Here is a 20,815-nt window from a genome sequence, read left to right as displayed (position 1 = left end):
GATAGCCCGGGCATGGCAATGCTCGGACACCGACCCGGGCTACTAGCATCATCGGCATGTCGCCGACAACGCCTGCGCCGATGAGCAGTGTCGATGCGGTGGTCCTCGCCGGTGGGCGGGCCAGCCGGATGGGCGGAGTGGACAAACCGGGGGTGCTGGTCGGGGGGCGTTCGATGCTGGCGGCCGCGTTGGCCGCGGTGCACGGCTGTGCCCGCACGGTGGTGGTCGGCCCGCATCGGCCGGAACTCGCGGCGACGATCCGGCAGACCCGGGAGGTGCCGCCCGGGTCCGGGCCGGTGGCCGCGATCGGCGCCGCGCTGGCCGCCCTGCCCCCGGAGGACGCCGCCGACCTGGTCGCGGTGCTGGCAGCCGATCTGCCGTTCCTGACCACCGAGACGGTGCGGGATCTGCTGGAGCGAGCCGAGGCGTCCGACGCCGAAGCGGTTTTCGCCGCGGACGATGCCGGTCGCCCGCAATACCTGGTCGGGCTCTGGCGGCGCAATGCCCTGGAGACCGCCCTGTCCCGGCTGGACACCCTGGTGAACCAGCCGATGAAGGCGGTGGTACCTACCGAGATCGAGCTGGTGCACACCGCCGGAATCGCCGATTGCGATACCGCCGAGGAGGTGGATGCGGCCCGGCTGGCCGCGATCGGCCGCGCCGAACCCCTGGAACTCGACCGGGCCCGGCAACTGCTCACCACCGAGTTGACCCCGCTGACCGCCTACCCGGCGGCGCTCCGCGAGGTACCCGGAGCCGCACTGGCCGACGAAGCGGTCGCCGCCGCACCGCTGCCCCGGTTCGACATCTCGGCGATGGACGGTTATGCGGTGTGCGGCACCGGTCCGTGGCGGCTGCGCCGCGATGTCGGGTTCGCCGGCGGTGCCCGGCCGATGGGGTTGCTGCCCGGCGAGGCGGTGCGGATCGCAACCGGCGCCCAGACGCCCGACGGCACCACCCGGGTACTGCGCGACGAATTCGCCCTGGTCGCCGACGGTGAGCTCGCCCTGCGACCGGATTCCCCGGAGCGCGACGATATTCGGCGTCGCGCCGAGGAGCGGGCAGTCGGCGACCGGATCGCGCCCGCGGGTGCGCCGGTGACGATGGCGCTGATCTCGGCGGCGGCGAGCGTCGAGGTCACCGACGGCCGGGTCCGCGGCCCGGTGCGGGCCCGGATCGTGATGACCGGCGACGAGATCCGCAGCGAGGGCCCACTGCAGGCGGGGCAGACCCGGGATTCGATCGGCCCGGTGCTCCCGGACCTGCTGGCGTACTGCGGGGTACGCACCGTCGATCGGGTTCACCTACGCGACACCCCACACGGTTTCGACGATGCGCTGGCCGCGACTGCCGATATCGACCTGCTGGTCGTCGTCGGCGCGACCGGTGGTGGAGCGGCGGACCAGTTGCGCAGCGCCGTAGCCCGCGTCGGCGCCCGGGTCCCGGTCCCGCGACTCCGGGTCCGGCCGGGCGGCTCCACCCTGGTCGCCGAACTGCCAGGGGGTACCACGGTTCTGGGGCTACCCGGAAACCCGTTGGCGGCGGTCTCCGTGCTGCGCGTTCTCGCCCCGGCCGTCGTGGCCGGGCGTACCGGGGCCGAGCCGCGACCACCGTTGCGCGGCCCGCTGCACAATGCGGCGGCGGTCAGTGGCCCGGTGCCACGCATCGTGCCGGCCCGCAATGTGCACGAGGGCGGTTGGATCGGCGCCGCGCATCTGCACACCGCCCATCTGGCGGCGCTGATCGACCACGACGGCCTGGTGATCGTCCCGCCCGGCGCCGAGGACGGGCAGCCGGTGGAATTCCTGCCGATGCCGCACTGATCGAGACAACCCGGCACCTGCACCGGCCGGCTCGCTGCCGATCGGCTCGAAGCGCGTCAGGCGCGGGCCGCCATGGTCACCGGGACACTGCGCACCCCGAACCGCCCCGGCTCCGTCTCGGCGAAGACCCGGCGCGCGTGCCGGGCCACCGGGCTGGTGGACCAGGGCGCCAGTGCGGTCGCGAACATCAGTTCGCACCAGGACAATGCCGGGGTCTCCCCCGACGCCAGGGTCGCGATCAGCGACATCTCCAGGTCGTGTTCCTGCCAGGCGGCGATCAGCCAGGCGGCATCGAGGCGGCCGAGGAATTCCTCGGCGTCCTCCGGGACACCGACCGGGGTGTCGACGGCGAGATGAACGACGGCGGCCACGGCATGCCGCATCTTCGCGTCCAGGGCGACGGCATCGTCGAGCAGCAGCGCCTCGAGCGCGGCTCGGAGTTCGACGCGAGAATCGGAGTCGGCGGGCGGCGGGGAATCGGGATGACGGAACATGACGACGGTTTCCTTCCGTTCGAATTCGATTGAGCGGCCCCCGGCGATCGGACGCAGTGGTGCGGTGATCACCGGTGCGGCACGCTCCAGCAGGCCGGGCAGTGGGTCACCGGACCAGTCCAGCCGTCCGGGCCCCCGGCACCAGTCCGCTGCCGGGTTATCGGGCGCGACATAGGTCTCCAGGGCGAGGTCCGCCATGGCGGCGACGCAGGCCAGGGTCACGATGTCCAGACCCGGTTCCGCTACGGCCAGATGCAGAGTGGCCGCGGCCACCCCGGATCGGCTCCGGACCCGCCCCGCCAGCCGGATCGCCCGGACCGCGGCGGCCATCGCGGCGGCGCCGGCATCGCCGCGTGGATGATCGGGGTCGTCGTCCAGGAACGGCCCGTACCAGAGGGCCTGGCCTTCGTCGGCATCACAGATCGCGAAGGTCCCCGATATGCCGTCACCGGCGGCGGCCAGATGAATATGCGAACCCGCGTGTTCTTCCACCCTCATCGATCCCTCCCGCTCCGCTGCTCGGCAGCGTGTCGTTCCCCGGCCGGCCACTGTGGCCAGTTCTCATCAAACGTCGTGGAATACCCATGTGTCCACCGGTGTATTACATTCCGGCGGGCCCTTTCGGGCGCTTGCACCGGCCGGTGAGCGCCCTCGCAGGACCGGACTCACGACAGGGTGTGCAAAGCTGACCCGGGCGGTGAATTCCGTTGCGTACCGTCGAAACATGCCCTTCGTTGAATCGAATTCGGTGAACGTGCATTTCCGCACCGGCGGTGTTTCCGGCACCACATTGCTGCTCGCCCATGGATTTCTGATGGACGAAAGTATGTTCGACCCGATCCGCCGGCGCCTGGCGCCCTACGATATCGACGTCGTCAGCTGGGATGCCCGTGGCCACGGCCGGACCCGGGGCGTATCGGAAAACCCGTTCGACTATTGGGATCTGGCCCGGGACGCGGTGGCGATCCTGGATGCGCTCGGGGTGGAACGAGCCGTCGTCGGCGGTATGAGCCAGGGCGGTTACATCGCTTTGCGCACCGCGCTGCTGGCGCCCGAACGGGTCGCCGGAATCGCACTGTTGAATACCGAGGCGCGCGCCTGCACCACCGATGATCTCTCGTACTATCGCAGTTTCTTCGATGCCTGGTGCGGAACCGAACCGATCCGCCCGCTGGCCGAATCACTGGCCCCGAACCTGGTGGGCGGACCGGACGCCGATGCCTGGCAGTGGTGGATCAGCCGCTGGGTCACCGGCGACCGCCGGGCCCTGCGCGCCGCCGGGCAATGCCTGATGAACCGGGATTCGGTGACCGATCGGCTCGGCGAGATCACCGCACCCGCACTCGTCCTGCGGGGCGAACACGACCACAACTCCACCCCGGACAAATGCCGGGAGCTGGTCGAGGGCCTGCCCGGCGCCACCGGATACACGACGGTGGCCGGCGCCGGCCACGGGGCCGCCTGGACCCACCCACGCGAGGTCGCGGCGGCCCTGGCCGACCTGGTGTCCTGCGCCGATCGGGTTCACCCGGTCCCGGCGGGCTCGTGATGGCGGACCGCCGGACCGTCGTCGTCGCCACGGATGCCGAGATAGAACTGGATCCGGCCGGGGTGCGCCGTGCTGTCGAGCCGGAACAGCTGGACGTCCAGGGTGTAGCAGACGCCGGTGTCCAGCTCACGCAACCGCATCCGCGACTCGTCGCGCTCGTAGGCCGCGGCGCCGTCGTTCCAGATCCGGCTGAACTCGCTGTACTCACCGAGCTCGTCCAGCAGCTCCTGCACCCACGGTGCGGCGCCCTCCCGGCCGATCAGCCCGCGCAGCCAGTGCACGGTGAGCGCAGCCTCGCGTTCCCATTCCAGCATCACCTTGCGCGACGAGGGCTCGGCGAAGAACCAGCGCAGAATATTGCCGCAGGAAACCAGCCCGGGAAAGGCTCGGTCATAGGAATCGTTGCAGGCCAATACATTCCATCGAATGTCCAGAAACGCCGCGGGATTGACGCCCTGCAGTTCGAGCGAATGCCGCATTTCCGACGTCAGCCCGGCCTGCAACTCGGCGACCGACGGAAAGTCCAGATCGGGCAGGCCGGCGAGGTCGTAGAGATGCCGACGCTCCACCTCGGTGAGGGGCTGGATCCGGCCCAGGTATTCGACCAGCGCGTCGAGCACCGATTGAGTCGGATGGTCCCTGTTCCCACCTTCGAGGTGGGTGATGTAACTCGAACTGACACCGGCCGCGAAGGCAAGTTTCTCCCGGGAGATCCCACGGTCGTCCCGCAAGCGGCGCAGCACCCCACCGAGCGTCGGTGGTTTCGGTCTCGACGGCACGAACATTCACTCCCCTGATCGTCAGGGTCGACCATCGGCCGGCGCAGTTCCTCCATCGGTCCGGGATACCCCCGCGCCGGCCACATCGACCTTCCCAGCGAGCCCAATACTCGGACACGAACTCGGCCATAACCAACATACAAACCCGAAAGATACCGTTTCTTTACTGTTCTACCTGCGAAGCAAATCAGCAGCAACCGGGCAGTGGCGCTCACTTTCCACCCAAGGAACATTATGTACGGAAATCCCGGGTTCCACCGCCGAACGGTAGTAATCTGACCGAAGGTGTGTGCCTACCGCGGCGACACCCGGCGAGTGAGCGCGGCCACATCCCGCCGCAGATCGGGCCGGACGGCCGTGTAAACAAATGTAAATCGCGTGAGAACCACTGGTTTCCGAAGCTTCACGAGCGACCCCCACCCGCCTCCCGCAACCACCCGCCGATCGCCCTCGCGGGGACATATCCGCAGGTAGCGGCGTATACGAAGAGCGGTGTCGACACACCCGACGTGACCACAGCATTGCGGCCACCTCACATCTCACCTCCCCCCGCGGCGCGTTGTGAGAGAATCGTTTTGCCGCGGGTCGACGTCTCCCTACAGTTTGAAACCATCAGCCCGGTTGCACAGCTAGAAGGGGGCGTCGTGGTCAATACACGCGCACACAGTCCGGCCCCGATCGATTCGGTCCGGTCGTCGGTATCGGCCGGCGATGCCCTGCTGCGCATGGGCAAGTACTTCCAGCGCGGTGAGGTCTCCCCGGACCAGCGGTCGGTGTACCGCACCGGCGGCCGCGACGCCGACGAGTTCTACCGGGACCGCTGGTCCCACGACAAAGTGGTGCGCTCCACGCACGGCGTCAACTGCACCGGCTCGTGTTCCTGGAAGATCTACGTCAAGGACGGCGTGATCACCTGGGAATCTCAGCAGACCGACTACCCCTCGGTCGGCTCGGACAAGCCGGAATACGAACCGCGCGGCTGCCCGCGTGGTGCCTCGTTCTCCTGGTACACCTACTCCCCCGCCCGGGTCCGCTACCCGTACGTACGCGGCACGCTGCTGGAGTTCTATCGGGCCGCCAAGACCCGGCTCAAGGATCCGGTCCTGGCCTGGGAATCGATCGTCGAGGACCCCGAGCAGGCGCGCGCCTACAAGGCGGCCCGCGGTAAGGGCGGGTTCGTCCGCGCCGAATGGTGGGAGGCCGCCGAGATCGCCGCCGCCGCGCATGTGTACACGATCAAGAAGTACGGCCCCGACCGAGTCGCCGGGTTCTCGCCGATCCCGGCGATGTCGATGGTCAGCCACGCCACCGGCGCCCGCTTCGTCTCGCTGCTCGGCGGCTACATGCTGTCCTTCTACGACTGGTACGCCGATCTGCCGGTCGCCTCGCCGCAGGTGTTCGGCGATCAGACCGACGTGCCGGAATCGGCCGACTGGTTCGATGCCGGCTACCTGATCATGTGGGGCTCCAACGTCCCGGTCACCCGCACCCCGGATGCGCACTACATGACCGAGGCGCGCTACCGCGGGCAGAAGGTCGTGGTCGTCTCCCCCGACTATGCGGACAACACCAAATTCGCCGACGAATGGGTGCCGGCCCGCCCCGGCACCGATGCCGCACTGGCGATGGCCATGGGCCATGTGGTGCTGCGGGAATTCTTCGTCGAACGGCAGACCCCGCAGTTCCTCGACTACATCACCCGCTACACCGACCTGCCGTATCTGATCCGGCTCGACGACGCCCCGGACGGCGACGGCACCGTGCCCGGCAAATTCCTCACCGCCGCCGACCTCGGGCAGAGCGGGGAGGGCACCGAGCACATGCCGGTGCTGCTGGACCAGGCCGGTGATCCGGTGGCGCCGAACGGTTCGCTCGGCCACCGGTTCACCGAATCCGGCGCCGGCAAATGGAATCTCGACCTGGAGGGCGTCGACCCGCTGCTCACCCTGCACGGGCACGCCGCCGATGCGGCCGAGATCCGGCTGCCCCGGTTCGACGACGGTTCCGCGGCCGAGATCCGCCGCGGCGTGCCCACCCGGACCGTGGCCGGTCACCGGGTCACCACCGTGTTCGATCTGCTGCTGGCCCAGTACGGTGTCGGCCGCGACGGACTGCCCGGGCAGTGGGCGAGCGGCTACGACGACGCCGACTCGCCGTACACCCCGGCCTGGCAGGAGGCCATCACCGGCGTTCCGGCCGTGCAGGCGGCCCGGATCGCCCGCGAATTCGCCGACAATGCCGAACGTTCCGGCGGCCGCTCGATGATCCTGATGGGCGCCGGTACCAACCATTGGTTCCACTCCGACCAGATCTACCGCGCCTTCTTCACCCTGACCCTGCTGACCGGCTGCCAGGGCGTCAACGGCGGCGGCTGGGCCCACTACGTCGGCCAGGAGAAGTGCCGCCCGGTGACCGGCTGGGCGACGCTGTCCTCGGCCTCGGACTGGCAGCGCCCGCCCCGGCAGATGCAGGGCACCGTGTTCTGGTATCTGACCAACGACCAGTGGCGCTACGACCCGTTCACCTCCGAATCGTTCGCCTCGCCGCTGGGCGAGGGCCGCTTCGCCGGGCGCACCGCGGCCGACAACATCGCCCTGGCCAGCCGGCTGGGCTGGATGCCCAGCTATCCGACGTTCGACCGCAATCCCCTGGATCTCGCCGACGAGGCCGAGGCCGCGGACAAGGCGCCCGCCGAGCACATCGTCGACGAACTGAAGGCCGGGAACCTGCGTTTCGCCTGCGAGGATCCGGACGCCCCGGAGAACTTCCCGCGGGTGCTGACGGTGTGGCGGGCCAACCTGCTCGGCTCCTCCGGCAAGGGCAACGAGTACTTCCAGAAGCATCTGCTCGGCGCCGGCTCCAATCTGCAGACCACCGACGCCACCGGTGTCCGCCCGCAGGAAGTGGTGTGGCGCGAGGAGGGCGCCACCGGAAAGCTCGATCTGCTGCTGGCCCTGGATTTCCGGATGACCAGCACCACGCTGTTCGCCGATATCGTGTTGCCCGCCGCCACCTGGTACGAGAAGCACGATCTGTCCTCCACCGATATGCACCCGTTCGTGCACGCCTTCTCCCCGGCCATTTCGCCGCCCTGGGAGGCCAAGACCGACTTCGAGGCGTTCCACCGGATCGCCCGCGGGTTCTCCTGGCTGGCCGAGAAACACCTCGGCACCCGACGCGATATCGTCGCCGTCCCGCTGCAACACGATTCGCCCGATGCCATGGCCCAGGCCGGTGGCCGGGTGCTGGACTGGAAAGCCGGTGAATGCGAGCCGATCCCCGGTAAGACCATGCCCAAGCTGGCGGTGGTCGAACGCGACTACACCGCGATCGCGGAGAAGATGGCCGCGCTGGGCCCGCTGGTCGATTCGCTGGGTGTGACCACCAAGGGCGTCACGACACATCCGAACGCCGAGGTGGAATACCTGTCCGGCCAGAACGGCACCGTCGTCTCCGGTGCGGCGCAGGGCCGGCCGTCGCTGGCCAAGGACACCTACGCCGCCGAGGCCATTCTCGCGCTGTCCGGCACCACCAACGGCCGACTGGCCGTGGAGGGATTCGAGGCCCTGGAACGGCGCACCGGCACCGAACTGGCCGACCTGGCCGCCGAACACGAGGGCAAGCGGATCTCCTTCGCCGACACCCAGGCCCGGCCGGTCCCGGTGATCACCTCACCGGAATGGTCCGGTAGCGAAACCGGCGGGCGACGGTACTCGCCGTTCACCATCAATGTCGAACGGCTCAAGCCCTGGCATACGCTCACCGGCCGCCAGCACTTCTACCTCGACCACGACTGGATGATCGAACTCGGCGAACAGCTGCCGATCTTCCGACCACCACTCGATATGACCGCACTGTTCAGCGAACCCGGGATCGGCAACGTCGCCGACGGCGGGGTGACCGTGCGCTACCTGACCCCGCATTCGAAGTGGTCGATCCACTCCGCCTACCAGGACAACCTGCACATGCTGACGCTCTCGCGCGGCGGGCAGACGATCTGGATGTCGGACAAGGACGCCGCCAAAATCGGGGTGGCCGACAACGACTGGATCGAGGCGATCAACCGCAACGGCATCGTGGTGGCCCGCGCGATCGTCTCGCACCGGATGCCCGAGGGCACGGTGTTCATGTACCACGCGCAGGACCGCGCCGTGGATGTCCCGCGGATCGAAGGAACCGACAAGACCAACGGGGCGAAGGGCAAGCGTGGCGGTATCCACAATGCGCTGACCCGGGTGCTGATCAAGCCCTCGCACCTGATCGGCGGCTACGCCCAGCAGGCCTTCGCCCTCAACTACCACGGTCCCACCGGCAACCAGCGCGACGAGGTCACGACCATCCGCCGCCGATCGCAGGAAGTGGAGTACTGACATGCGTGTCATGGCACAGCTCGCCATGGTGATGAACCTGGACAAGTGCATCGGCTGCCACACCTGCAGCGTCACCTGTAAACAGGCCTGGACCAACCGTGGTGGCACCGAATACGTCTGGTTCAACAACGTGGAGACCCGGCCCGGCCAGGGCTACCCGCGGCAGTACCAGGACCAGGAGAAATGGAAGGGTGGCTGGACGCTGAACAAGCGCGGCAAGCTCACCCTGAAGTCCGGGTCACGGTTCAAGCGGCTGATGAACATCTTCGCCAACCCGGACCTGCCCACGGTCGACGACTACTACGAGCCGTGGAGCTACGACTACGACAACCTGCTCTCTTCGCCGCCGTCGGACACCACTCCGGTGGCGCGGCCGAAATCGCTGATCACCGGCGAGGACACCAAGGTCACCTGGGGCGCCAACTGGGACGACGACCTCGGCTCCGGCCCCGAGCAGGTCGGCAAGGACCCGCTGCTGGGCAAGCTGTCCGACCAGGTGAAGCTCGAATTCGAGCAGACCTTCATGTTCTATCTGCCGCGTATCTGCGAGCACTGCCTGAACCCGTCGTGCGGCGCGTCCTGCCCGTCCGGCGCGATCTACAAGCGGGCCGAGGACGGCATCGTGCTGGTCGACCAGGACAAATGCCGCGGCTGGCGGCAGTGCATCACCGGCTGCCCGTACAAGAAGATCTACTTCAACCACAAGACGGGTAAGGCCGAGAAGTGCACCTTCTGTTACCCGCGCGTGGAGGTCGGCATCCCGACCGTGTGCTCGGAGACCTGCGTCGGCCGGCTGCGCTATATCGGCGTGATGCTCTACGACGCCGACAAGGTGCTCGAGGCCGCATCGGTGAAAGACGACAAGGACCTGTACCCGTCGCAACTGGACGTTTTCCTGAACCCACACGATCCGCGCGTGGTCGCCGAGGCCGAGCGGGCCGGTATCTCGCCGGAATGGATCCAGGCCGCCCAGGATTCGCCGGTGTACAAGCTGATCGTGGACTACCAGATCGCGCTGCCGCTGCATCCGGAGTACCGCACCATGCCGATGGTCTGGTACGTGCCGCCGCTGTCGCCGGTGGTGGATGTGCTCAGCGAGACCGGCCACGACGGCGAGGACGCCGACAACCTCTTCGGCGCGATCGACGCGCTGCGGATTCCGGTGGAATACCTGGCCGAACTGTTCACCGCCGGGGAGATCGGGCCGGTGCGGGCCGCGCTGCAGCGGCTGGCCGGGATGCGCTCGTTCATGCGCTCGGTGAACCTCGGTGAGGAACCGAATCACGGTATCGCTCCGGCGATCCGCCTCGAGCCGGAGGAGATCGAGGCAATGTACCGGCTGCTGGCCATCGCCAAATACGAACACCGGTACGTGATCCCGAGCGGTGCCACATCGCGGGCCCACGAACTGGATTCGCTGGCCACCGGGTGCAGCCTGGACGTCGACGGCGGGCCGGGGATGACCGCCTTCGACCAGATGGTGGAGAAGTTCGAACTCACCGACACCAATGCCGCTGCCCCGGAGGAGAAGTCGACGCGGATCAACCTGCTCGACTGGGACGGGCGCAGCACCGAGGGACTGGTTCCGACCGCGAGCGGCAATGGCGCCGACGGAAACGGACACAACGGAACCACCGCCGGTGCCGGCAACGGCGCTGTCACCGGCACCACCTCCGGCGAGCCGGACGTGGAACCGGCCCTGACCGCGACCACGAGGAAAGGTGGCGATCGATGAGCGCCTGCCGCCGCGCGGCTCGTCGGCAGGCCGACGCCGCGCTGCCTTCCGACCCGCCGCCCGGGACGAGTCGGAGCAGGCTGCTGCTCGATCGGCCGACCGCGCTCGGCGGCCCGGCCGTTGCCGACGCCGCCGTCCGGTCGGTGCCCCGGTCCGGGCGCCCGGACGCGACGGCGCCGGGAGCGCGCAGCCGTGCGGGTGTATCGGCTCGGTCGACGCGGACGGCGATCCGCACCGCACCGGCCGCGCGGCACGGAGGTTCACGATGGGCCTGTTGAATATCCGCCGGCGCCCCGAACCACAGGTCACCATGGCCGAGCAGGATCGGCGCATCGTCTGGCGGCTGGCGGCACTGCTGCTCGACTATCCGGCCGAATCGAGTCTCGCCCTGCTGGACCAGGTGGCGGCGGCCGCGGCCGACCTGCCCGAATCGGTGCAGCAGGATCTCGCGAGCACGATCGAGTACCTGCGGACCGGTTCGCCGATCGCCTTGGCCCAGCGATACGTCGAGACGTTCGATATGCGCCGGCGGGCCAGCCTGCACCTGACCTTCTACGCCTACGGCGACACCCGTAAACGCGGGATGGCGCTGCTGCGGTTCAAACACGCCTACCGGCATGCGGGGGTGGAACTCGGCGACGAGGAGCTGCCCGACCATCTGCCGGTGCTGCTGGAGTTCGCCGCCACCGTCGACCCGGTGGGCGGGGAACGACTGCTCGGCGAGCACGTCCCGGTCCTGGAGCTGCTGCGGCTGTCCCTCGCCGACAACGATTCACCCTATTCCGGGGTGCTCGCGGCCGTACTGGCCACGCTGCCCCCGGTGACCACCGCCGATCGGCGACGGATCGCCGAACTCGCCGCTGCCGGTCCACCCGAGGAGGAGGTCGGTCTCGACCCCTTCGCCATGGACCCCTCGCTGTTCGACGCCACGGAAGGCCGCCGATGATGAACGTCAGTATCCCCGTCCCGCAGGAATTGTGGCTGATCCTGCCGTATATCGCGTTCACCTCGTTCGTGCTCGGCCACATCTGGCGGTACCGGTTCGATCAGTTCGGCTGGACCACCCGCTCCTCGCAGATCTACGAGAGCCGGCTGCTGCGCCTGGGCAGCCCGCTGTTCCATTTCGGCATGCTCGGCGTCGTCGGCGGACACGTGGTCGGCCTGTTGATCCCGGAGTCCTGGACCGCCGCGATCGGCATCTCCGAGCATGCCTACCACCTGTTCGCCGTCGGAATGGGTTCGGTGGCCGGGCTGATGGTGGTCGCCGGGGTGGCGATCCTGTGCTGGCGCCGGATCAGTGTGCCGTCGGTGCGCAAGGCGACCAGCCGCAATGATCTGCTGATGTACACCCTGCTGTCGGCGGCGCTGCTGACCGGGCTGCTCAACACCTGGGGCGGAAACCTGTTCTTCGGCACCTACAACTACCGCGAATCCGTCTCGCCGTGGTTCCGCAGCCTGTTCAGCCTGTCCCCGCAGCCCGAACTGATGGTCGGCGTGCCCTGGATGTTCCAGCTGCACGGCCTGGTCGTGCTGGTCCTGGTCGGCCTCTGGCCCTACACCCGCCTGGTGCACGCCTTCAGCGCCCCGGTCGGCTATTTCACCCGCCCCTACATCGTCTACCGCAGCAAGGAACTCGACACCACCGACAAGCGCCGCTTCGCCCGCGCCTGGGATCAGCCGGTCACACCGGAACGCTGGGGCTGAACGCGGCTCCGCCACTACCAGTGGATCGCAGGCTCGCGGAATTCCGCGCTATCACAGCAGGCCGAAGACACGGGCGCGGGCGATGGCGTCAGCGCGGGCGTTGACGCCGAGCTTGTGGTAGATACCGCGCAGGTGGGTCTTCACGGTGTTGATCGAGACACCGAGGTCCTCGGCGATATGGCCGGTGGTCATTCCGGAGGGAAGCTGGCGGAGCACGCTGATCTCGGTGGTGGTGAGCGGTGGGATCCGGTCGGCGGCGACGGTATGGGCCCGCGAGCGGATCTCGGCGACGAAACCGTCGTGACGGCCGAACCGGCCCACTCGGCGGTCCAGCAGGTCGACGGCGCCGGGCACGTCCAGGAAGGGACGGATCAGCCGTTCCCCGGCCGCCCGGACGAGGGCGCGGTCCAGTGCGGTACGGGCGCGGTCGGTGCGATCCAGCCGGTCCGCCGCCACGGCGACGAGCAGGTCCGCGTACACCGCGGTCACCGGATGGATGGCGTGTGAATCGCGAGCCAGCGGCGCAAGCAGATCCACGGTCGTCGCCGAGCGCCGGTGCTGTTCGGCGAGCGCCGCCCGGGCGACGGCCAGCTCCGGTGCCGCGACCGCGGCGGCCCGCGCCCGGATCACCAGCTGTTCGGCCTCGGCGACGGCGCGGATCCGTAGCAACCGCCACACCGCCTGCACCATCAGCAACCCGCGCACCGGCTCCAGCCGGGACTCCTCCAGCAGGCGGTTCAGCATCGCGCAGATCGAATCCACCGCCAGTTCGGGCCGCAACAGTTCGGTGAGCACGGCGGCCTGCCGGTCCGGTACGGCACTGCGCCACGCTGCGGCGGCCGCCACGATGCCGTGGTCGAGGTCGGGTGCCGCACCGCGCAGATAGCTCGCCTGCGTCTGCATGAGCTCCGCACCGAAGGATTCGAGGGTCGCCGGTGCCCGGTCGACCGCGGCCGCGTACTCGGCCATCTCGCCGATCCGCCCGGCCGTGCCCGCCGCGGCGGCCAGGGCTAGCTGCCCCCGAGCCGCCAGCCGCGGCAACCCGGCTTGCTCGGCGAGCGCCCGGGCCCGGCCCAGCCCGGCCATCCCGGCGGCGAAGTACCCGCGCTGCACCTGCCCGACGGCAAACCAGAAGGCCAGGCAGCAGTCCAGCTCGGTGGCCCCGGTGGCCGGCGCCGCGGCGGTGGTGACCGGATCGGTGGGCGTCGATTCGCCGCTGGCCACCGCCACGGCGATGGCGGCCGCCGTAGCGAGCCCGGCGATCCGATCCGGGGGCACCAGGTCCGAGCGGTGCTCGGGTGACCGGCCGGCGATCGATGTCTGTGCTGCCGCCAGATAGGCCTCCGCGGCCCGGATGTCGCGGCGTTCCACGGCCGTCAGCACCCGCAGCAGAGCGACGAACGGATCGTCCGCCAGCCCCGGGACCCGGTCGACGGCCGCCAGCAGCCTCGGCCCGGTACCGGTCAGGACCAGCCGCAGCCCGTGGTCCCGGACGAAGGCACCCAGCCGGGCCGGCGCCGGCCCGGGTTCCGCGAGCAGATGTTCGAGGGCGCCGGCGGGGCGGCCGGTGCCGATGAACCAGTCGGCGGCCTGCCGGTGCAGCGCAGCGCGGCGCTCCGGGGCGCTGCGGCTGAGTTCGGCCAGCAGATAGGTCCGCAGCATCGGGTGGCAGGAGAACCACGGGCGGCCGTCCCGGACCACCGACTGCATGGGGAAGTTGGTCCGGATCAGCTCGTCCAGGATCGCCGGTGCCGCCGGTCCGGCCAGTTCGGCGGCGAGTTCGGGGCACAGCCGGTCGGCGACCGCGGTGTCGACCAGGAACCGGCGGGTGGTGGCGGGCAGTGCCTCGAGCAGCTCGGCGACCAGGAAGTCGGTCACCGCATGCGGGGCGTGTGCCAGCCCGGCCAGCGCCGCCGGGCGGTTGTCGTCGTGGGTGGCGAGATAGATCGCGGCGATCCGGACCAGTGCGGCCCATCCCTGCGTGAGATCGAGGACGCGGTCCTGTTCGGCGTGGGTCAGTCGGCAGTCGTGCTGTGCGAACAGCTCGGCGATCCGGGGCGCATCCAGGGCCAGCTCCCGGGCCCGGATCCGGTACAGCCGGCCGGTCAGTTCCAGCAGATGCCAGTGCAGCGGCGGGTCGTACCGGCCGGCGAGCACCACGGTCCGGCCCGCCGGTAGCCCCGTGAGCAGATGTTCCAGCCCGGCCAGGATCAGCGGATCGCTGATCGCCTGGGCATTGTCGAGGATCAGGACCGTCGGCGCCGCCCGTTCGGACAGTGCCGCCAGCAGCCGGGCCGGTGGGCCGGTCGGTGGTTGTGGCTCGGCACCGTCGGGGTCGGCAACACGCACCGACAGGTGCTCGGCGAGCGCCGCCCAGAAATCGCCGCCGGTGACCGCCTCGGGCACCGTGTACCAGCCCACCGTGCCGCGAGGCAGCCGCCGGGCCCAGTCCGCCAGCAGGACCGTCTTGCCGGTGCCGGCCGGCCCGGTCACCAGTACGGTATCGCCCGCACCTGCCGCCCACGCCGCATCGAGCACCTGCTGCGCCGCCGGCTGCCGCACCGGCTCGATATGGGTATCCGGCACCCCACCACAGTGTTCCCGCACCTCGACCGCCGGCTCCGACATCACACGCCACCCCGACTCCCTGGACTGGCCGGCCTGCGGGCCGGTACTGCGGGTACACCTGGCCTACTCAGGGGAAATGGTAGTGAACCGGGACTCTCCGGACGACCGCCGAACGGGTCCGTGTCGGCATCCTGTCCAGTACCGGTGCGGCTGGGTGCGGGGCAGGACGCCGCTGATCAATCCCCGCGATACAGCCGTTCCAGGCCGATCAGCTCCACATCGGCGCGAACCCGGTCGGTGCGCTCGAGTTCCGGCGTGAAATCGTGGCCGGTGAACAACAACAGTTTCGTATCGTGCGAGGCTCGTGGGTCACGCTGCGCCAACAGCTCCCGAATCCGGTCGAGGCGATTCAGATGACTGTCACCGACGATCGCATGGCTCTTGGCTTCACCGATGGCAAGAATCCGTTCGGCACCGGCTCGATCGCGTCCGACGACGACCACGTCGAGCTGGTGACCGGTCTTGGCCACCGGATCCGGGAGTACGCCGGATTGCACCCGAATCCGCTGCCCGCCCAAGGTTCCGGGTGATGCGTGCCACCGACTCCAGGTTCTGGCGAGGTGTTCGAAGTGCGGACCGAGGATGTGACAGCTGAATGCGCCCAGCGACCGTTCCCACACGTCGTCGGCGTGGCCGGGCCGCTCGAGATCACTCCACTCGGGGCGCATGATGGAGTGGTAGAACGCCAGCAACGGCTCGGTGATCCGGTAGCTGGAGCGTCGACTGTGGAAAGCATCCTGCTCACGAACGATCATGCCGACGTCCTCCAGGACGGTCAGTGGATGGCCGAGGTCCGTGGACTTGCGGCCCAGGAAGCTCGCGATCCCGCCGCGGGTGTTGTTTCCCTCGGCTATCGCGGCGAGAACTCCGTGGTAGAGAGCCGTATCCCGCAGCTCCGACTCCTCGGCCAGCAGAAACCGTGCCTCGCGAAACAACGGCCTCGCCGAGTTCAGCACATTGCGTACCACCCATGGGCCGAAGTCGTCCAGGTCGGCCGGTGTGTCACCGAGGGTGTATTCGCGGCGGTACGCCGGCGTGCCGCCGACTACCGCGTTGACCCGGAAGGCCAGCTCGAGGTCATCGATCTCCCAGAACTCGCGCGCCAGACGATAGTCGAGCGTCGGAACGATCAGCTCGAGACTTGCCCGCCCGCGTAGCGGCGCGCTCCCCACCAACAGCTTGTTCATGAACGACTGCGCCGAACCACACAGCAACAGCCGCACCGGTGTCGCGCGACGTCGGCCGGAGGGGTCGAAGGCACGTTGGATCAGCGACGGCAGCTCGGGTGATGCCTTCGCCAGGTATGGGAACTCATCGATGACTACTGGGACCGGATGCCCCTCGCCGGCGATGGCCATCAGCGTTTCGATCGCTGCCGGCCAGCCGTCGAACCTGCGTGGAACCGGCTCGCCCAGATAGTGCGACAGGGCGGTGCCGAACTGATGCAGCGACTCTTTTTCGGTTGCCTCCGTCGCTGCGAAGTAGAACCCCCCTGTTGCCTCGCATACCGCATCGAGCAGGAAGGTCTTGCCCTGCCGGCGCCGCCCCGAAACGATACCGAGGGCCGGCCCAGGGCCCGGATGGGTGGCGAAGCGAGTCAGTTCGGACCACTCGTGATCACGATCGAACATGGTTGTCGGCTTCTGCATGGATTCAATTATAATCGTACTTATTATAGATTGACTTATTATTTACCACTGAGGCAGGTGGTGCAGGGACCGGCAGGCGAACGCCGCCTACGGAGTCCTACGAAGGCGGTCAGTCGGGGAGGCGGTCCATTCCGATCAGGGTGAGGCCGAGGACGTCGATGCGGGCCAGGACTCCGCGGATGGCGGTGTGGTCGGCCATGGTGCCGAACAGGGTGGTCGAGCCGGGGGCCGAGCGGTCGCTGCGGGTCAGTTCCGGGAAGGCCGCGAGCGCGCGTTCGGTCAGCTCGCCTTCGACGACGAACCGGTACCGCATCGGCGCTGCCATCGTGTTCGTCCTCCTGCGGAGTTCGGGGCCCGGTACCGCCATCATCGGCCGCCGGTATCGGGCCACGCCTCATCCGCGGAGGGTGAAGTGCAGCCCGATCAGGGCTGCGGCGGGTACGTCGGATACGGCTGGTAGCCGGGTGGCGGTGCGGGCGCGAAGTAGGGTGCCGACTGCTTGTGCCACAACGCGACGACCGCTGCCAGGCCGATGGCGATCAGGACGATACTGAAGATCATCGACAACGTCGTGACCGCACCCTCGACCAGGCTCGCGCCGGCCAGGCTCACCACGAACAACAGCAGGTTGATTCCGAAGAACACGGTTCCGGTGATCCGGGCCCAGTTCTTCCCGGCACGATTCGCGAATGCCATCCACACCCACAACCCGGCCTGGACCAGCGAGATGAAGACGCCGACGCCGATGCTCCCGTAGACCATGGCATCCAGCTGGGATTCGGTGAACACCTCATCGGTGTCGGCCTGCAACTGTTCGCGGATATCGTCGAACTCGGCGAAGCCGACCAACGTCCCGAGAATCGTGAATACCGCACCGGCGAGCATCAGGTAGAACGCCACCATCACGGTCTGCGGAATCTCCCGCGGCACCGCCTGCGGCACCGGGTTCCACGCCGGATACGGTTCGGGGCCGCCACCGGGGGCGGCACCAGGCGCACCACCGGGATACGGCTCGGGCGCGCCGGGATACTCGCTCGCACCGGCTCCGGACCAGCCTGTGGGCCCGTCACCCGGATACGGCTGCGGCCCGCCACCCGGATTCTGCGGATCACCCGGCTCCGGCCATCCACCCGGCTTGTTGTCGGACACGATGCGCCCCCTTCTGTTCGAAACCTCGACTTCCAGCCTAAAGCGTGTCGAACCACCTCGCCGCGGCCGGTGGATACCGCCCTTCCGGGCGTCGCCGGGTTCGCGCCGCCGATCCGGCCGGTAGCCCGTTCCCGTGTCCGGAATCCACCACACGACATCACCGGCAGCTGCTCCATGCAACACCACTGTCGACAGCACCTCCGGTCGAAGCGGCGAACGCCGCTCCCGCCGGACCAGGGGCCACCGGCTACCCATCGGGACAACCGCCGAACCGGGGACTACGGGCTGTCTCGTCGGCACCCAGCCGACTGCCGGAACCCGAGCACACCGGCCCCGGCGACTATTTCGGCGGCAGTGTCGCCACGTAGCCGGTCCCCCGCCGAACCCAGATGCGCAGCGCTTCCTCGTCGTCCAGCCGGTCCGCGGGGACCAGGAGCCAGCCGCGGAGTTCGCGCCCGCGCATCACCATCGGCTCGGCCTCGCCCGCGGCGAGTAGCTCTTCACCGGCATCCGGGTCCACCCGGACCATCAGCCCGTCCCGGCGGCTCACCGCCACCGCCATATGCCCGTCGATCAGAAACGCCAGACCGCCGAACATCCGCTTCTCCACCGGGAAGGACCCGGCCGGCAGCGCCGCCCGGACCCGGTCCGCGAGATCCTCGTCGAACGCCATGAAACCATTGTGTCCGGTCGGCGGCGCGTGATGTTCTGCGGAGGTGAAAATCCTCGAACGCATCCTGGCCGCCGGTGCGGCGGCCGTGGTCCTGTCCGGCGCCGCCGCGTGCGGCAGCGCTTCGGATTCGGCGACGACCACGACCGGCGCCACCACCCCGGCGACGGCCGATCTCTCGGCCTCGTTCGCCGACCTGGAACGCGAATACGACGCCCGCCTGGGCGTTTTCGCCATCGACACCGGTACCGGCGCCACGGTGGCATATCGAGCCGACGAACGGTTCGCGATGGCCTCCACCTTCAAGGGACTCGCCTGCGGCGCGCTGCTGCGCGACCATCCGCTGTCCACCGGCTATTTCGATCGGGTGATTCACTACCCGGCAACGGATCTGGTCGAGTATTCGCCGGTGACCGAGCAGCATGTCACAGATGGCATGACCGTCACCGAACTGTGCGACGCCGCCATCACGGTGTCCGACAACACCGCGGGCAACCAGCTGCTGAAACTGCTCGGCGGCCCGGCCGGATTCACCGAATTCCTGCGTTCGATCGGCGATGACACCTCGCGGCTGGACCGCTGGGAGACCGAACTGAACTCGGCGATTCCGGGCGACGAGCGCGATACCACCACCCCCGAGGCGCTCGCCACCGACTATCGGACCCTGGTCACCGGGGACGTGCTCGGCGATGCCGAACGCGAACAACTGACCACCTGGCTGGTCGGCAACCGGACCGGCGACGCCCGCATCCGGGCGGGCCTGCCCGACGACTGGCGGGTCGGCGACAAAACCGGCACCCCCGCCTACGGATCCGCACTGGATGTCGCGGTGACCTGGCCGCCGGGCCGAGATCCACTGGTACTCGCGGTGCTGTCCTCGAAATCCGAACCGGACGCCGAACCCAGCAACGACCTGATCGCCGCAGCCACCCGGCTCACCGTCGGCGAACTCGACTGACGCCGGTTCGAGCCGACGACCGAGAAGCCGGCTGCCGTATTCCGACACTTACGTCCGGCGGATCCCGATTCGGGCCCCTATCGGACGAAAGTGTCGGGAATCGGCACTCGCCGGCCACCTGTCAGCCGCCGCATCATCCGCTCCGCGGGCAGACCACCGGCGCCCACTCACCCCCAGCCGTGCGCAGCAGTCGCCACACCACCGCAACTCACGCACCGGGCCGACCAGCCTGCCTCGGAACGCTCCGTGGATGCGCGTCCGCCGAGCCACCGCGACTCGGCAGGTTCGACCGGGCCGGACTCCCTCCCGGCTCGGCGCGGCCGAACAGCCTGCCGCGGAGCCATCCCAGCCAGCGGCTCCACGGCCACGGACAGTGGCCCGATCAGCCGGGGCACTCGAAGTACCAGATACTCCGCACTGCATCCGCCACACCACCACAACTCGAGCGCCGGGCCGACCGGCATACCTCGGAACGCTCCGTGGATGCGCTTCCACCACGACACCGCGACTGGCGGCGTTCGACCACTCCGCGGCTCAAAGGGGATACGCCACCCCGCGGCCGGACGCCGTGGCTCAGCCGCAGGCGGAGGGCACCAATTCGCGGACGGCGGCGCGGTAGCGGTCGACGATCAGCCGGACCACGGCCGGATGTACGCCGAGAGGTTCGGCCACTCCGTCGGCCCCGGCATCGTACAGGCGCTGGTGGAACAGGCCGTGGGCGAGCAGATAGGAGGCGATGAACACCCGCTCGGCGCCGGATTCGCGGAGCCGGGTGACCACCTCGGGCACCTTCGGGGCGCCGGTTGCGACGTAGCCGATTTCCACACGGGTACCGAGGCGTTCGGCGAGCAGTCCGGCGGCCCGGCGCACATCGCTACGCGCCCGGGCATCCGACGAACCGGCGGCGGCGAACACGACGGCGTCGCCCGGCCGCCAGCCGGCCGCCCGCAGCCGCACCGCCAGCACGTCGGCAAGAGCGAGATCCGGTCCCATGGCCGGCGTCACCGCCACCGCGGGGTGGTCGCTCTCGGCGACCTCGCGCGGCACATCCTGATACACGTGGTAGCCGGAGGCCAGGAATGCCGGGACCAGGACGGCCGCACCGGATTCGGTGGACAGGTCACGCAGCACCTCGGACGGCGAGGGGCCGAGAACATCGACGAAGGCAGTACGCAGCACCGGATTCGGTGCCGAACCCGCACCGGCCGGCGCCGCGGCCCCCAGCTCCGCGGCGACGGCTTCGGCGAGCGCCGCGATCATCTCGACGCCACGGGTGCTCCGGGTGCCGTGCGCCACCAACACCAGGG

The 20,815-nt window shown here is 69.1% G+C and carries 15 protein-coding genes; 7 read left to right on the top strand and 8 right to left on the bottom strand.

From position 1 onward, the window contains the following. Positions 1-56 precede the first annotated feature (56 nt). The gene (locus AC1HFH_RS07185; protein WP_480246645.1) at positions 57-1,823 is read left to right on the top strand and encodes an NTP transferase domain-containing protein; all 1,767 of its coding nucleotides are present in this window, start codon (positions 57-59) and stop codon (positions 1,821-1,823) included. A gap of 56 nt (positions 1,824-1,879) precedes the next feature. Here AC1HFH_RS07185 and AC1HFH_RS07180 read toward each other — a convergent pair whose 3' ends face one another. Then, a complete protein-coding gene (locus tag AC1HFH_RS07180) occupies positions 1,880-2,815 on the bottom strand; it encodes a hypothetical protein (protein WP_480246644.1) in 936 nt (311 codons plus the stop codon). Between the two features lie 226 nt (positions 2,816-3,041). On the opposite strand from AC1HFH_RS07180, the gene AC1HFH_RS07175 reads away from it, so the two are divergent. Further along, entirely contained in the window at positions 3,042-3,866 is an 825-nt protein-coding gene (locus tag AC1HFH_RS07175; protein WP_480246643.1) for an alpha/beta fold hydrolase, read from the top strand. On the opposite strand, the gene AC1HFH_RS07170 is transcribed toward AC1HFH_RS07175, so the two are convergent. After that, positions 3,842-4,645: a helix-turn-helix transcriptional regulator gene (locus AC1HFH_RS07170; RefSeq protein WP_480246642.1), complete on the bottom strand. Its 804-nt coding sequence runs from the start codon at positions 4,643-4,645 to the stop codon at positions 3,842-3,844. The genes AC1HFH_RS07175 and AC1HFH_RS07170 overlap by 25 nt on opposite strands. Positions 4,646-5,370: 725 nt before the next feature. On the opposite strand from AC1HFH_RS07170, the gene AC1HFH_RS07165 reads away from it, so the two are divergent. The 4 genes from AC1HFH_RS07165 to narI all read left to right on the top strand — a co-directional run bounded on the left by AC1HFH_RS07165 (position 5,371) and on the right by narI (position 12,454). After that, entirely contained in the window at positions 5,371-9,015 is a 3,645-nt protein-coding gene (locus AC1HFH_RS07165; protein WP_480247755.1) for a nitrate reductase subunit alpha, read from the top strand. Positions 9,016-9,025: 10 nt separating this feature from the next. Further along, positions 9,026-10,750: a nitrate reductase subunit beta gene (narH, locus tag AC1HFH_RS07160; RefSeq protein WP_480247754.1), complete on the top strand. Its 1,725-nt coding sequence runs from the start codon at positions 9,026-9,028 to the stop codon at positions 10,748-10,750. Between the two features lie 265 nt (positions 10,751-11,015). Continuing rightward, a complete protein-coding gene (gene narJ, locus AC1HFH_RS07155; RefSeq protein WP_480246641.1) occupies positions 11,016-11,696 on the top strand; it encodes a nitrate reductase molybdenum cofactor assembly chaperone in 681 nt (226 codons plus the stop codon). After that, the gene (gene narI / locus AC1HFH_RS07150; protein ID WP_480247753.1) at positions 11,696-12,454 is read left to right on the top strand and encodes a respiratory nitrate reductase subunit gamma; all 759 of its coding nucleotides are present in this window, start codon (positions 11,696-11,698) and stop codon (positions 12,452-12,454) included. Before narJ ends, narI begins: the two co-directional genes overlap by 1 nt. Positions 12,455-12,505: 51 nt before the next feature. Here narI and AC1HFH_RS07145 read toward each other — a convergent pair whose 3' ends face one another. From AC1HFH_RS07145 to AC1HFH_RS07125, 5 genes are all read right to left on the bottom strand, one after another. Next, a complete protein-coding gene (locus AC1HFH_RS07145; RefSeq protein WP_480246640.1) occupies positions 12,506-15,082 on the bottom strand; it encodes a winged helix-turn-helix domain-containing protein in 2,577 nt (858 codons plus the stop codon). Positions 15,083-15,258: 176 nt separating this feature from the next. Beyond that, positions 15,259-16,731: an AAA family ATPase gene (locus AC1HFH_RS07140; protein WP_480246639.1), complete on the bottom strand. Its 1,473-nt coding sequence runs from the start codon at positions 16,729-16,731 to the stop codon at positions 15,259-15,261. Between the two features lie 109 nt (positions 16,732-16,840). Next, the gene (locus AC1HFH_RS07135) at positions 16,841-17,056 is read right to left on the bottom strand and encodes a hypothetical protein (RefSeq protein WP_480246638.1); all 216 of its coding nucleotides are present in this window, start codon (positions 17,054-17,056) and stop codon (positions 16,841-16,843) included. 98 nt (positions 17,057-17,154) lie between these two features. Beyond that, on the bottom strand, positions 17,155-17,880 hold the full coding sequence (locus AC1HFH_RS07130; RefSeq protein ID WP_480246637.1) for a hypothetical protein: 726 nt from the start codon (positions 17,878-17,880) through the stop codon (positions 17,155-17,157). Between the two features lie 340 nt (positions 17,881-18,220). Further along, a complete protein-coding gene (locus AC1HFH_RS07125) occupies positions 18,221-18,553 on the bottom strand; it encodes a TfoX/Sxy family protein (protein ID WP_480246636.1) in 333 nt (110 codons plus the stop codon). A gap of 91 nt (positions 18,554-18,644) precedes the next feature. Here AC1HFH_RS07125 and bla point away from each other — a divergent pair, with 91 nt between their 5' ends. Then, complete coding sequence (gene bla, locus AC1HFH_RS07120) at positions 18,645-19,508, top strand: class A beta-lactamase (RefSeq protein ID WP_480247752.1); 864 nt, start codon at positions 18,645-18,647, stop codon at positions 19,506-19,508. A gap of 573 nt (positions 19,509-20,081) precedes the next feature. On the opposite strand, the gene AC1HFH_RS07115 is transcribed toward bla, so the two are convergent. Beyond that, positions 20,082-20,768 (bottom strand): sirohydrochlorin chelatase, encoded by a 687-nt coding sequence (locus AC1HFH_RS07115; protein WP_480247751.1) that lies wholly within the window; start codon positions 20,766-20,768, stop codon positions 20,082-20,084. Between the last annotated feature and the right edge of the window lie 47 nt (positions 20,769-20,815).

The organism is Nocardia sp. KT25-26, assembly GCF_056627695.1.
The sequence above is the reverse complement of the archived record's forward strand: the minus strand, read 5'-3'. Positions and strand labels throughout refer to the sequence as shown.

What these genes read in the sequence shown, in the direction of transcription:
- AC1HFH_RS07185 (WP_480246645.1), top strand. Translation starts at nt 57, where the DNA reads ATGTCGCCGACAACGCCTGCGCCGATGAGCAGTGTCGATGCGGTGGTC.
- AC1HFH_RS07180 (WP_480246644.1), bottom strand. Translation starts at nt 2,815, where the DNA reads ATGAGGGTGGAAGAACACGCGGGTTCGCATATTCATCTGGCCGCCGCC.
- AC1HFH_RS07175 (WP_480246643.1), top strand. Translation starts at nt 3,042, where the DNA reads ATGCCCTTCGTTGAATCGAATTCGGTGAACGTGCATTTCCGCACCGGC.
- AC1HFH_RS07165 (WP_480247755.1), top strand. Translation starts at nt 5,371, where the DNA reads ATGGGCAAGTACTTCCAGCGCGGTGAGGTCTCCCCGGACCAGCGGTCG.
- narH (WP_480247754.1), top strand. Translation starts at nt 9,026, where the DNA reads ATGGCACAGCTCGCCATGGTGATGAACCTGGACAAGTGCATCGGCTGC.
- narJ (WP_480246641.1), top strand. Translation starts at nt 11,016, where the DNA reads ATGGGCCTGTTGAATATCCGCCGGCGCCCCGAACCACAGGTCACCATG.
- narI (WP_480247753.1), top strand. Translation starts at nt 11,696, where the DNA reads ATGAACGTCAGTATCCCCGTCCCGCAGGAATTGTGGCTGATCCTGCCG.
- AC1HFH_RS07145 (WP_480246640.1), bottom strand. Translation starts at nt 15,082, where the DNA reads ATGTCGGAGCCGGCGGTCGAGGTGCGGGAACACTGTGGTGGGGTGCCG.
- AC1HFH_RS07140 (WP_480246639.1), bottom strand. Translation starts at nt 16,731, where the DNA reads ATGCAGAAGCCGACAACCATGTTCGATCGTGATCACGAGTGGTCCGAA.
- AC1HFH_RS07135 (WP_480246638.1), bottom strand. Translation starts at nt 17,056, where the DNA reads ATGGCAGCGCCGATGCGGTACCGGTTCGTCGTCGAAGGCGAGCTGACC.
- AC1HFH_RS07125 (WP_480246636.1), bottom strand. Translation starts at nt 18,553, where the DNA reads ATGGCGTTCGACGAGGATCTCGCGGACCGGGTCCGGGCGGCGCTGCCG.
- AC1HFH_RS07115 (WP_480247751.1), bottom strand. Translation starts at nt 20,768, where the DNA reads ATGATCGCGGCGCTCGCCGAAGCCGTCGCCGCGGAGCTGGGGGCCGCG.